At 59.7% G+C, this 12952-nt stretch carries 13 protein-coding genes; 2 read left to right on the forward strand and 11 right to left on the reverse strand.

What is annotated here, in order from left to right:
- Positions 1 to 23 precede the first annotated feature (23 nt).
- From ASE71_RS28360 to ASE71_RS28370, 3 genes are read right to left on the reverse strand one after another with little or no spacing between them, the layout of a single operon-like run.
- A complete protein-coding gene (locus ASE71_RS28360) occupies positions 24 to 1523 on the reverse strand; it encodes a tripartite tricarboxylate transporter permease (protein ID WP_060521274.1) in 1500 nt (499 codons plus the stop codon).
- Positions 1524 to 1533: 10 nt separating this feature from the next.
- Positions 1534 to 2007 carry a tripartite tricarboxylate transporter TctB family protein gene (locus tag ASE71_RS28365; protein WP_060521275.1) on the reverse strand — a complete coding sequence of 158 codons (474 nt, stop codon included), beginning with the start codon at positions 2005 to 2007 and terminating at the stop codon, positions 1534 to 1536.
- A gap of 56 nt (positions 2008 to 2063) precedes the next feature.
- Positions 2064 to 3035, reverse strand: a complete 972-nt coding sequence (locus ASE71_RS28370) for a Bug family tripartite tricarboxylate transporter substrate binding protein (RefSeq protein WP_060521276.1) — start codon at positions 3033 to 3035, stop codon at positions 2064 to 2066.
- Positions 3036 to 3413: 378 nt separating this feature from the next.
- Between ASE71_RS28370 and ASE71_RS28375 the strand changes: the two genes are divergently transcribed.
- Both ASE71_RS28375 and ASE71_RS28380 read left to right on the forward strand, forming a co-directional pair.
- Positions 3414 to 4100 carry a dienelactone hydrolase family protein gene (locus tag ASE71_RS28375; protein WP_060521336.1) on the forward strand — a complete coding sequence of 229 codons (687 nt, stop codon included), beginning with the start codon at positions 3414 to 3416 and terminating at the stop codon, positions 4098 to 4100.
- A 284-nt stretch (positions 4101 to 4384) separates the two neighbouring features.
- Positions 4385 to 5263, forward strand: coding sequence for an amino acid ABC transporter substrate-binding protein (locus tag ASE71_RS28380; RefSeq protein WP_060521277.1), 879 nt, complete (start codon positions 4385 to 4387; stop codon positions 5261 to 5263).
- A gap of 340 nt (positions 5264 to 5603) precedes the next feature.
- On the opposite strand, the gene ASE71_RS28385 is transcribed toward ASE71_RS28380, so the two are convergent.
- From ASE71_RS28385 to ASE71_RS28420, 8 genes are read right to left on the reverse strand one after another with little or no spacing between them, the layout of a single operon-like run.
- On the reverse strand, positions 5604 to 6221 hold the full coding sequence (locus ASE71_RS28385) for a TerC family protein (RefSeq protein WP_060521278.1): 618 nt from the start codon (positions 6219 to 6221) through the stop codon (positions 5604 to 5606).
- A gap of 51 nt (positions 6222 to 6272) precedes the next feature.
- On the reverse strand, positions 6273 to 7334 hold the full coding sequence (locus tag ASE71_RS28390; protein ID WP_060521279.1) for an AbrB family transcriptional regulator: 1062 nt from the start codon (positions 7332 to 7334) through the stop codon (positions 6273 to 6275).
- The gene (locus tag ASE71_RS28395) at positions 7331 to 7636 is read right to left on the reverse strand and encodes an antibiotic biosynthesis monooxygenase family protein (protein ID WP_060521280.1); all 306 of its coding nucleotides are present in this window, start codon (positions 7634 to 7636) and stop codon (positions 7331 to 7333) included. The genes ASE71_RS28390 and ASE71_RS28395 overlap by 4 nt, the downstream gene beginning before the upstream one ends.
- Positions 7637 to 7643: 7 nt before the next feature.
- Entirely contained in the window at positions 7644 to 8051 is a 408-nt protein-coding gene (locus tag ASE71_RS28400; RefSeq protein ID WP_060521281.1) for a cupin domain-containing protein, read from the reverse strand.
- A gap of 11 nt (positions 8052 to 8062) precedes the next feature.
- Positions 8063 to 9442 (reverse strand): NAD-dependent succinate-semialdehyde dehydrogenase, encoded by a 1380-nt coding sequence (locus ASE71_RS28405; protein ID WP_060521282.1) that lies wholly within the window; start codon positions 9440 to 9442, stop codon positions 8063 to 8065.
- Entirely contained in the window at positions 9439 to 10260 is an 822-nt protein-coding gene (locus tag ASE71_RS28410) for a hydroxypyruvate isomerase family protein (RefSeq protein ID WP_060521283.1), read from the reverse strand. Before ASE71_RS28410 ends, ASE71_RS28405 begins: the two co-directional genes overlap by 4 nt.
- Positions 10260 to 11336 carry an Ldh family oxidoreductase gene (locus ASE71_RS28415; protein WP_060521284.1) on the reverse strand — a complete coding sequence of 359 codons (1077 nt, stop codon included), beginning with the start codon at positions 11334 to 11336 and terminating at the stop codon, positions 10260 to 10262. The genes ASE71_RS28410 and ASE71_RS28415 overlap by 1 nt, the downstream gene beginning before the upstream one ends.
- A 38-nt stretch (positions 11337 to 11374) precedes the next feature.
- Positions 11375 to 12886, reverse strand: a complete 1512-nt coding sequence (locus ASE71_RS28420) for a tripartite tricarboxylate transporter permease (protein WP_060521285.1) — start codon at positions 12884 to 12886, stop codon at positions 11375 to 11377.
- Between the last annotated feature and the right edge of the window lie 66 nt (positions 12887 to 12952).

Here is a 12952-nt window from a genome sequence, read left to right on the forward strand (position 1 = left end):
CGCAGTCAAACAGATTTGCGCCATCAATCCTCGTCCTGACGGAACTTCGAGAGACCTCTGAACATAAATGGAGCGAACAAGGCAACAAGGGCAATGCCGATCATGATGGCTGAGCTCGGGTGCTGGAGCAGGATCATCGGATCGCCAAGGCTCATCTGCAGAGAGCGACGCAAGGCACTGTCTGCAAGCGGGCCAAGGATAAGACCGACAACCGCCGGAGCGATGGGATAGTCGTAGCGGCGCATCACAAATCCGACGACACCGAAACCCGTCAGCAGCAGAAGTTCCGTCACCGAGGGGTTCGCCGCAATCGTGCCCATCGATGCAAACACGAGAATGCCTGCGTAGAGCCACGGTAGGGGAATTTTGAGAAGCTTCACCCACATCCCGACCAAAGGCAGGTTGAGAACGAGCAGCATGACGTTGGCGATAAACAGGCTGGCGACCAGTCCCCAGACGAGGTCGGCGTGCTGTGTGAACAGCAAGGGACCCGGCTGGATGTTGTATTGCTGGAAGCCCGCAAGCATGACGGCTGCGGTGGCCGAAGTCGGTAGTCCAAGCGTCAGCAACGGAACCAGCGTGCCCGCGGCCGAGGCATTGTTTGCAGCCTCGGGACCAGCAACGCCTTCGATCGCTCCGTGACCGAATTCTTCCGGCTTCCTGCTCAGCTTGCGCTCGATTGTATAGCTCAGGAAAGTGGGAATTTCAGCGCCGCCGGCGGGAAGTGCGCCGATCGGGAAGCCCATCACCGTTCCGCGAAGCCATGGCTTCCAGGAGCGCTTCCAGTCTTCTCTGGTCATCCAGATCGACCCATTAACCGGGATAGGCTTTTCGGGCTTGTAGAGATGACGAGACGCGACAAAGAAGGCTTCACCGATCGCAAACAGACCAACGGCAAGCGTTGTCACCTCGACGCCATCCAGCAGTTCGGGAACACCGAACGTCAGGCGGGCCTGCCCCGTCAACTGGTCGATGCCCATCAGTCCGAGCCAGAGCCCAAAGGCCAGACTTGTCAGGCCCCTCAGCGGCGATGACCCGAATGTTGCCGATACCGTCACGAACGCAATCAGCATCAGGCCGAAGTAATCCCAGGGACCGAACTTGACGGCGATCTTCACGAGATAGGGTGCGAGGACGGCCAACCCGGCTGTTGCGATCAGCGCGGCAACGAACGAACCGATAGCCGCGGTCGCGAGCGCCGGTCCCCCGCGTCCTGCCCGTGCCATCTTGTTGCCCTCGAGCGCGGTGACGACCGATGCGCTTTCTCCAGGCGTATTAAGCAGGATCGCGGTTGTTGAGCCACCGTACATGCCGCCGTAGTAAATTCCGGCGAACATGATGATCGAACCGCCAGGATCCAGCTTAAAGGTCACGGGAAGCAGAAGTGCCACCGTCAGTGCCGGGCCGATACCTGGCAGAACACCGACGGCCGTTCCAATCAGAACGCCGATGGCGGCGTAGATCAGGTTCGCAGGCTGAATGGCCAGCGCGAACCCATCGATCAAAAAGGAAAAAGTATCCATCAAGGCGACCTCAGAAGAGGCGCTCAAGCGGGCCTTGCGGCAGCGCGAGCGTCAGGAGCTTATTGAAGAGAAGGAAAACCAGTACCCCGATAACGGCCCCGAGACAGAGATCGACAAGTATGGCCTTGCGACCGAACGCCCGTGCGGTCAGCGCGAAAAGAAGCGTGGACCCAAGGATAAAGCCACCCCCCATCCAGATCGATCCGATCAACCCAGCAAGAGCAAAACCGATCCAGCCGACGGCCAACCAGTCGGCGCTCTCGACTTCGATGTCCGATGGCTTGAAAGCGCTGACAAGGTGACCGATGGCAAGGGCTACGAATAGGATCGCCACGAAATACGATGCCGCGCTCGCGCTCATCCCATAGGTTGCCCGCACCTTCATGTGACTGGCATCCCAATACGTAATGAAGGCAATTGCAAATAGGACGACAGCGATCACCGCCGTTGGACGGTTGGGTATGCGAAGAGTTTTCTGGGTCATGGTGTCCTCGTCGCACGCGGAAGCGGCGCTTGCCGACTTCCGCGTGCTTCGTCAGGTTAGTTTGCGAGACCGATGGACGTAAGGATGGTCTTCACGCGTTCCGTTTCCGAACCGATGAAAGCCTTGAACTCGTCGGAAGGAGCATAGTAGTCGGTCCAGCCGCGAGCCTTCAGGATTGCCTGCCACTCGGCAGACTTAACCGTCTTCTCGACTGCAGACTTAAGCGCATCGAGATCAGCGCCTTCTACGCCAGGACCGGCAAAGATACCGCGCCAGTTTACCAATTCGATATCAAGACCCTGCGCTTTCAACGGCTTTGCTTCGATGCCTTGGATCGGCTCCGGATAGGAGATCGCCAGTGCTCTGAGGTCGCCGGATTTGATCTGGCCTTCCCATTCGCCGTAACCCGACACGCCCGCGGTCGCCTGACCACCGAGCATGGCTGCAAGCGACTCGCCGCCGCCGGAATACGCTACGTAGTTGATCTTGCTGGAATCGGCACCCGCTGCCTTGGTAACGAGCGCTGCGAGGATATGATCGGCACCGCCAGCCGATCCGCCAACCCAGATCGTCGTCGCGACGTCCTTCTTAATTGTCGCAAGCAGATCGTCCATGGATTGAATCGGCGAATCCTTCGGAACGACGATCACCAGCGGATCGCCGGTCAGACGAGCGATCGGAGTGACCTGGGTTAAATCGACCGGGGACTGGTTGGAGATGCTGGCGCCGACGAGCGTGATGCCTGCGACGAGAAGTTGGCTGGGATTGCCCTTGGCGGAGCCGATGAACTGGGCAAGACCGACTGTGCCACCTGCGCCGGGGACGTTGATGACCTGCACGCTCTTCGCGTTGCCGCTGGCCATCATGGCTTCCTGCATCGAGCGGGACGCCGAATCCCATCCGCCGCCAGCACCGGCGGGCGCCATGATGGTTAGCTCCAGATCCTGCGAAGAAGCCTGCAGCGTTCCAAATCCCAATGTGCTGCCGACGACGGCTGCGAGAAGCCCGAGTTTAAAAAAATTGCGCACAGCGATTTCCTCCTGCTGGTAAGGCTCACCTCCTGAGCCGTGCGCGGAATTTGCATTATATAATTATAAAAGTAAATATGAGTGCGCTAAAGTTTTTCAACTGATAAGACCACATCGCCGAGCCGCTCGACGATGGTGCGGGTGGATTTTAGCAATGGTGCCATTCGAACGGATTGCCATGCGTCGCGCTGGTCAAGGGCGTTGGAAGGCGTCTTCATCGCATTGAGGTCAAACCTCTTAGCGAACACATTTTGGCAGCCAAAGCTTGAGTTTCGCTACCTCGGTTCCATGTTGATTTGGCTACACGCTCAACATCATGGAGGAGGTGATCGAATGACGCGATACAACATAGCGCTGATATTTGCGGCCGTATGGGGAATGTGCAGCGCGGGAGTGACCCACGCCGAACAGTTGGCCGCGACATCGCGTAGCAACATAAAGAATGATCTCAACTATCTGATGTACACGCCAGACGACTATGCGTCTTCCGACAAAACGTACCCACTCGTCGTGTGGCTTCACGGCGGCGATCAGGGTGGGACTGATATCGAGAAAGTTAGATCGAGCGGAATTCCGAAGTTGATCGAGGAGGGCAAGACATTCCCGTTCCTGGTATTTTCGCCTCAGAATCCAAGTGACGAACTCCTTTACCCGATCGAGAAAGTGGAGGCAGCTCTTGAGGAGGTCATGTTGAAGTATCGTGTCGATCGCATGCGGGTCTATGTCGTGGGCTTCAGCCGCGGCGGTTTCGGTACTTGGGCCATGGCAGAACAGTTTCCCGATAAATTTGCGGCTTTCGTTCCAATCGCTGGCGGTGGGAATCGTCACTACCTGAGTAGGACAAATGAAAAGGCAGCCTTTTGGGTGTTCCACGGCACCAGCGACGACACCATTCCTTTGTCGGATTCGGTCGTGCTTTACGAACGACTTGTCGGTCTAAAGCGAAATGCCCGTTTAAGTGTCTTGGAAGGCGTTGACCATTCGGGCGTTGAGTGGGCGGCCTTAAATGATCCGGAGCTTTGGAATTGGCTCCTAAAACAGCGCCTCGAGGTCGCGCCTAAATAGGCATGTCTACCCTTCCGCCTTCTGCTTGGCGCCTTAATCCCGGCCGTTGGGCATCCGCTAGCCGATCTCCGATAGCAGATACATGGTGGATCGGGCGCGGCGGCATGTTCGCGCAAAAAAGACGGACGTGAGGCCGGTCGACCTTGCCATTGTGACAAAGCGGCCGTGCGACGCCATGCGTCGTTGGTTGACATATGAGGGGCAGCCCATAAGCTGGGTCAACGCCTTTGAGATCGACACCGTTTTCCGGAGATAGGGATCATGCAGGTGCCCCTCAGACAAGTATGGCCAAGCGCATGAGGCGGTTTCTGTTCGTGAGCCTCGCCCTTTGCTTTTCGGCTTTGGCGTCCGCCGCCGCAACGCTAAACTCCATTATGGAGAGCGGAACCGTGCGTATCGGTTACATCTCCGATCAAGCACCATTTTCCACCCGCCAGCCAGGGGCCGAACCGGTGGGATATGCCATCGACCTGTGCCGCAAGATTGCTGACGAGATCGAAGATCAAATTCCGCAACTAAAACGAGAATTTGTTGAGGTGACGCTCGCCGATGGCTTCGATGCAGTAGAGAATGAAGATATCGACTTGCTTTGCGGTTCCATCACTGTGAATTTGAAGAGGCGGGAAATCGTCGATTTCTCACAACCGATCTTCCTCACCGGGGCGAGCGCGCTGCTGCGCAAGGATTCGCCCAGCTACCTGCAGGCGCTCTTTCTCAACGGGCCGGCCGTTCACGCCGTCAGCGAGCGCGTTGCCACAAACGTCATCGGTATGCGCGCAAACACGACGACGGCAGGGACGCTTCGCGAGGCACTCGCAATCCAAGAATCGAAGACAAAGCTTGCCGATTTCAACACGCATGAGGACGGGCTCAAGGCACTGGAGGACCACAGGATCGATGCCTACATCGCCGATCAGGTGCTGCTCATCAACCTGGCCAAGCGGGCGCGCGATCCATCCTCGCTCGAGGTCGGCGATCGCCTGATCACGCATGAACCCTATGCGATCGCGATGCGTCGCAACGACGCCGACTTCCGCCTGCTGGCAGACCGCGCGCTGACAGACTTCTACCTTTCGGAGGATTTCCTGCCGCTGCTGGAGACCTATTTCGGCAGCGAGGCGCCGATGCTGCACACGCAAATCATAATGCAACACGTGCCATAGGTCGTGTGCGGCGGGCGGACATCACAGCATTCCGAGAGCGTTGGGCATGGGCTGATCCCAGACCTCCGCACTGACGCCTCGAATGTCTGCTTTTTGCAATGACCGACTTAGCAGCGGACAGTCAGCTTCCGGCCCCAATTGAGACGCTCGGATCACGCGGGCCAAGGTCCGCTCCTGAGCTCCTCGGGCGTTCAGATCATTGGAAGCAACGCAAACTCTCCACTCGACGACCGGAAGTCGGCAGCACGCCGGCTATCCCTCGCCTTGAAAGGGTCCGATCCGGCGACCGTAGTTCGCCGGCAAACAACGGTTCCGCCGGTAGCTCTCCCTTAGCGCATCTTCAGAGCACGGCAGCCTGGACAAAAGGCGCGACCTCGAGCGTGCCGCGATAGATCATATCCAGTGAGACATAGAGAATGATCGCCAGACCGACGTAGGCGATCCAGCGGTGCCTGGTCAGCAGGCGGGCAATAAGGTTCGCTGCAATCCCCATCAGGGCGATCGAAAGGCCGAGCCCCACGATCAGAACACTTGGGTGTTCGCGCGCCGCGCCGGCGACGGCGAGTACGTTATCAAGCGACATAGAGACATCGGCGACAACAATCTGTGTCGCAGCCTGGAAGAATGTCTTCCTGGGCGCATTCTCGTTAGCCATGCCTTCTTCGTCACCGTGGCCTGCCCGCAGCTCGCGCCACATTTTCCAGCAGACCCAAAGCAGCAACAGGCCACCTGCAAGCAGCAGCCCGATAATTGCCAGCAGATGCACTGCGACCGTAGCGAATGCGATGCGCAGAACGGTGGCGGCGAAGATGCCCACCATGATTGCCTTGCGACGTTGCGTTGGTTCTAGGCCGGCTGCAGCGAGGCCGATCACCACCGCGTTGTCGCCAGCAAGAACAAGGTCGATGGCGATGACCTGCATCAGTGCCGACAGGCCAGCAGCTGTGAACATGTCCATTTGGATGCTCCGAGATTGTGATCGTGGCGCAGAGCGCCAGCGAGAGGCGTGTTATTTGGTTTCGAACGGATCGATACGTAGGCGGAAAACGGTGGCGGAACCGGCCACCACCAACAAGACCCGGATAATGTGGTGAAACACCACGAAGGGAACTTCTATCCCGAGAGAAAGAGCTATCAGGCTCATCTCGGCGACCCCTCCCGGCGAGTACGCGAGGACCGTTCCGACGAAACGATCGCCGGTCATGGTCGAGACAAGCAGTGCGAACCCAAGCGACATGGAGAGCTGCAACACCGTCGAACCGACGGATAGCCCGATCACCCTCAGGATCAACATAGGCGCGGTGTTGACGAAACGGCAGCCGACCGTGGTTCCAATTACCACCTGCGCCGCCGCCAGAAACACGCTCGGAAGCTGGAAATCGGAAACGCCCGACAGATGCAGCCCCGCGCTTACAATCATCGGCCCGAGCAGGTATCGCGCGGGAAGACGCAGGATAATGCCGGCCGCCACTCCCAACCCAATAGCGGCTGCAAACCAAGCTAAGTCCATGGCCTCAACGGCTGAAAATGGAACGTAGCTTGACCCGCTCCGACCTATCTCTTCCCCCGATATCAGTTGGATGACAAATGGCAGCGAGAGGACGACGAGGAAGATGCGCGCCGCGTGGATGAGCGAGATCATCCTCTCGTCGCCGCCCCGTTCGGCACCGAGTGTGATCATTTCGACCAGTCCCCCGGGCATGGCTGAGAAAAAGGCCGTCGGATGGTCGAATTTCCCGACCTTACGGAAGTAGACGTAGGCAACCGACGCTGCGGCAGCGATGAAGAAAACGAGTCCGGCAAGAGACATGAGCCACACAACGGCATGTTCAAAGACGGCCGGCGAGAACGACGTCCCCAACATTGCCCCGATCGTAGCGGTCATCGGAGGGCGCGCAAACTTTGGCATGGCGAGGGGAAGTCCCGCCAATGCCGCAAGCCCGCAGAATATCATCGCGCCGAGAAGCCAGGCGAGTGGCATATGAAAATGCCACATTACCCATCCACCGACCCCTCCGATTGAAAGCGTCAGCAGAAACGTCGCAATGGCCAGCAGCTTCATTCTGGTCATTCGGCTCCGTATCGCGCCGTAGACGAAGAATGGGTCACCACCGGTGGCCCGTCGAAGAAGTCACCGACGAGACGGCGCCACTCCTGGAAATCGTCAGAACCGCGAAAATCGACGAGATGGTTGTCGACGGTCTCCCATTTCACGAGGAGACGGTACACGGACTGGTTCTCCAGGACCCTGTGGAGTGAAAGGCCGTGACAGCCTTTTGCACGAAGGAAAAGCGGAGCCGCTTGCTCGACCCCCTTTTCGAAATCTATTTCCTGACCGGCCTTCACTGCAATTTCAGCAACCTCATAGATCATAGGAACCTCATGCCGGCTTGTGACCGTGTTCGGCGTCGATCGACCGTTCCTCGCCAGTTGCGATCATCGTGCGGGTCGCATCGACGGACGCATAGACCCAGAAAATGCGCATGGGCTTATCGGTCGGATTGATGAAGCGATGCGGCACATTTGCCGGAATCCATGTCGTGTCATTCGTGTCGAGATGATGCTGGACACCGTCGATCTCCGCGATCGCCCGGCCTTCGATGACCATCACGCTTTCTTCGCAATTGTGCTTGTGCAACCCGATCGCTGCACCCGGATCAAAGGCGGTGATGCCGTTGATCATGCTGGTCGATCCGCATTTACGCGTGACCAACGGCGTGGTGCGCGCACCACCGCCGCGGTCGTTCGTCGGCAGGTCGCGCGGGCGGAGTATTGCTGGTTTCGTCATCAAAGCATTCCTTACTTTGCTGCGACGGCTGGACCGATCCAGACGGTCTTGATGTTGACGAACTCGCGAATGCCGTAGACCCCGAGCTCCCGGCCATAGCCGGAACGCTTGATGCCACCGAATGGGTAGCGTGGGTCGGAAGCGACCATACCGTTGATGAAGACGGCGCCGGCATCGAGGTCGCGGGCGAGCTTGCGCGCCCGCTCGATGTCGCGGCTCCAGATCGCCGAGCCGAGCCCGAATTCGGTCTGGTTCGCCAGGCGGATCGCTTCCTCTGCGTCTCTTGCCCGGATGATCGCCGCAACGGGGCCGAAGGTTTCTTCGCGGAAGGCGGTCATCTCCGCAGTCACATGATCGAGCACCGTTGGGGGATAATAAAAGCCGTGGCCATCGATCGGCTTGCCGCCCATTTTCAGAGTTGCGCCGGCGGCAATGGTCTTTTCTACCTGCGCATGCAGGCCGCTCAGGAGATTGGCGCGCGCCATCGGTCCGATGTTGGTGTCACGCGCAAGGGGATCACCGATCTTCAGCTTCGCAACCCCCGAGCAGAACAGTTCGACGAAACGATCAGCAACCGCGTCCTCGACGATGAACCGCTTTGCGTTAACGCAGGATTGGCCGACATTGATGTAGCGCGCCTTGACGGCAACGGCGGCCGCTTCTTCGAGATCGGCGTCGGCAAGCACGATGAACGGATCGGAGCCGCCGAGTTCCAGCACCTGCTTCTTCAGCGCCTTGCCGGCCTGCGCGGCGACAATCGCACCGACCTCGGTCGAGCCAGTCAGCGTCACCGCAGCGATGCGGTCGTCAGCGATGAGACCCGCGACCTTTTGCGGCTCGATCAGCAGCGTGCGGAACAGCCCCTCCGGGCAGCCAGCTTCCTTCATGATCTCTTCGATCGCCAGCGCGCATTGCGGCACGTTGTTGGCATGCTTGAGGATCGCGCCGTTACCAGCCGCAAACGCAGGTGCTGCGAAGCGGAAGAACTGCCAGAAGGGATAGTTCCACGGCATGATGGCAAGAACGACGCCGAGCGGGTCGAACACGACGACGCTCTCGGACGCGTTCGACGCGACCGGTTCGTCCGCAAGATACTTCGGCGCATGTTCGGCGTAGAAGTCGCAATTGTAGGCGCATTTCTCGATTTCGGCTTCGGCCTCGACGATCGGCTTGCCCATCTCAAGCGTGATCATTTCGGCATATCGCGCCTTGCCGGCGCGCAGCACCCCCGCCATGCCGGCAAGCAAACGAACCCGGTCTTCGGTGGGCACCTTGCGCCATGCTTTCTGGGCGGCGCTGGCTGCAGAAAGGGCGGCATCGACAAAGGCATCGTCATGCCCTTCGTAGCGTCCGAGTTCCTGGCCAGTCGCCGGATTGATTGCTGTGATCATGCGAGCCTCCTGTCTTGCCTCTGCTGCAACTTGGCGCCGATCAACTGCTTCCAGCGGGGAAGGAAGGCGGCGCTTTCAATTGTGGTATTAGAAGGGATGTATTCGAAGCCGATCGCGCCTTCGTAGGCCTGGTCGGCAAGGGCCTCGAGGAGCGCTTCGAAGTCTATCGCACCGGTTCCGGGCTCGTGCCGGCCCGGATGATCGGCGACATGGACATGCCCGACCCGATGCGCGTTGGCCTCTATCCAAGGCACCAGATCAACGCCGTTCGCGCGGGCATGGAATGTGTCCACCAGCAGCGCGAGGTTGCCGGGACCGAAGATGTCCTGAACAAGGCTGGCGTGATCGAGCGTGGACAGGAAATAGCCTGGCACCGCCGCCTCGCTGATCGCTTCGATAAGGATCTTGACCTTGGTGCCGGTCGTCCGCTCCACGGCATAGCTGAGATTGCGGTGATAGGTTTCAGCCGCAGCCGACATGTCGGCAATGCCCGGAACGCCAGCCATCGGATGCACGAAGGGGCAATCGACCGCGACCGCATAATCGAGCGCCCGGTTGAAACGCTCGCGAAACTCGATCTCGCGACCAGGAAGTGCGCCCAAGCCTTTTTCGCCTTTGCTGGCGTCACCGATAGCCGCACACAGCTGCGCGAACGAGAGGCTGTTTGCGACCATACGTGACCGCATTTCAGTTGCGGGAACATGCCATGGGCTGGGGTGCTCGATCGCCGTGAAGCCGGCGCCGGCCGCTGCTTCTATCCTTTCCGGAAGCGGACGTTCGGTGAACAAGTAGCCGATATGGGCTGACAAGCGGTTCATCAGGCCGCCTCGCCGGGCGCCCGGCCGGTCGGGAAACGCACGCCAATGCGTTCACCTTCCTTCGCCAGGTCCGCCACCACGTTGTCGGTGATCGGAATACCAGTCCTCAGCCGCTCGTCCTCGCGGCGCTGTTCCGGTTCCCCGGGCATCATGATTTCCTCAACACCGGCTGCCTTCGGCAGCGACTTGATGCGCTCGTAGAACGCGTCCATGCGCGCGTCGAAGTTCTCCAGCGACATGAAGAGATCAGGCTTGATGGCAAAGAAGAGGTGGCCGACGTTTTGCGGCTCACTGTGATCGAAATAGAGGCTCTTTACGTCGCCGCCGAAGTTCGCGCCGGTGAGCACGCCAGACATGAGGTCCATGAGTGTTGCAAGCACGGATCCCTTGACCCCGCCAAACGGCAGGCAGACGCCTTCGAACGCCTTGGCCGCATCCGTCGTCGGATTGCCGTCCACGTCGAGTGCAAGTCCTTCCGCAATGGCCTCGCCCTTCATTGCGGCAAGTCGAATCTTGCCGCGGGCGATGACGGTCATCGCCATATCCATAACATAGGGCGCGTGTTTACCGCCCGGGATGCCCGCAGCGATCGGGCTTGCGCCGAGGAAGGTGGTACGCCCGCCCCACATTGGGATCGCCGGCGATGAATTCGTGAAGATCATCGAGATATAGCCGGCCTCGATCGCCTGCAGTGCGTAAAGCGCACCCATGCCAAAGTGGGTGCTGCGGTGAACCCCGACCAGGCCGATGCCGTTGGCTTTCGCGAGTTCAACGGCTTCTGCGGTGGCCTTATGGGAGGCAAGGAACCCCATGCCATTGTCGCCATCGACAAGGGACACGGCTCCGGCAACCTTGCGGATACCGATTTTGGGTATTGGGTTCACAAGCCCGCGCTGCAGCCGCTCGACATACATCGGGATCCGCGAGACCCCGTGGGAGTCGATACCGCGCAGATTGGCCTTCACCAGATCGCGGGCGATCGTGGCTGCGTCGGGCTCTGACATTCCAGTGCCGGTGAATATCTTCGTCGCGAAGGCAGACAGTTCGTCGACGGAGAAGTATGTGACTTTCGACATGGCGATGTTCCTGGTTGATCAGTGACCGACGGCAAGGCTCAGGCTTGGTTTGCGGCTTCGCCTGCCTGGCGTGCAGCACGCCAGCGCAAAAGGGTGGGCACGAGAACAAGCGTCACAGCGATGACAATCAGCGCGAGCGAGATCGGATGGGTGAAGAAGACGCTGGCATCCCCCTGACTGATCGTCAGGGCGCGACGGAACTGCTGTTCGGCGAGCGGTCCAAGGATCAGGCCAACGATGCAAGGCGCGACCGGGACGTTAAGCACCCGCATGCCAAAGCCGATGACGCCAATGATCCAGAGCAGCGCGACATCGACGATGTTGTTGTTGAGCGTATAGGCACCCATCGTCGCAAACAGCAAGATGCCCGAGTAAAGCCACGGACGCGGGATCGCGAGCAGCTTCACCCAGACCCCGGCAAGCGGCAGGTTGAGCAAAAGCAGCATGACGTTGCCGATATAGAGGCTGGCAATCAGTCCCCAGACGAGCTCGGGATTGTTATCAAAGAGCAGCGGACCCGGCTGGATGCCGTACTGCTGGAAAGCAGCCAGCATGATCGCTGCGGTCGCAGACGTCGGCAGACCGAGCGCCAGAAGAGGCGCAAGCACGCCTGCGGCTGAAGCGTTGTTGGCAGCTTCCGGTCCGGCGACCGCCTCGATCGCACCATGACCGAACTCTTCCGGGTTTTTCGAAAGGCGTTTTTCCGTCAGATAAGACAGGAAGGTCGGGATCTCGCTGCCGCCGGCCGGCAGCGCGCCGATCGGAAAACCGAGCGCCGTTCCACGCAACCACGGCTTCCAGGAGCGACGCCAGTCCTCACGGCTCATCCACTTGGAGCCCTCGAGCTGATAGAGTTCCTCGGTCTCGAAACAGTGGCGTGCAACGGTGAAGAGAGTTTCGCCAACCGCGAAGAGGCCGACGGCGACGACAACCACGTCGATGCCGTCGAGCAGCTCCGAGATGCCGAGCGTAAAGCGGGCCTGGCCCGTCTGCAGATCGATCCCGACAAGACCGAGAGCGAGACCGAACAGCAGGCTCGCAAGACCCCGAGAGAGCGAATCGCCGAGCACCGCGGTGACCGTGGTGAGCGCAAGCACCATCAGCGCGAAGTATTCCGTCGGGCCGAAAAGCAGTGCCATCTTTACCATCAGCGGCGCGACGAAGGTGAGCGCGACCGTCGCGATGGTGCCGGCGACGAAGGAGCCGATGGCGGCCGTCGCCAGCGCCTGCGCACCGCGGCCCTTGCGCGCCATGGCGTGGCCGTCGAGCGCCGTGACGATGGACGCGGACTCGCCCGGCGTGTTGAGCAGGATAGAGGTGGTCGATCCGCCGTACATGGCGCCATAGTAGATGCCGGCAAACATGATGAAGGCGCTCGTCGGCTCCATCCCGTAGGTGACGGGAAGTAGCAAGGCGACAGTCAGCGCCGGTCCGATGCCGGGAAGAACGCCGATTGCCGTTCCAAGTGTCACGCCGACGAGGGACCAGAACAGATTGTACGGCGTGGCGGCAACGGCAAAGCCGTGGAAGAGTGCTGCTAGGGTATCCATGTTCATTCCGCCCTTGGGCTATGAGAATTTCGGCTAGATCTATGGTTTCAACATTCGAACCGAGCG

This window comes from Ensifer sp. Root954, from assembly GCF_001429005.1.
In the GTDB taxonomy this organism is placed as follows: domain Bacteria; phylum Pseudomonadota; class Alphaproteobacteria; order Rhizobiales; family Rhizobiaceae; genus Ensifer; species Ensifer adhaerens.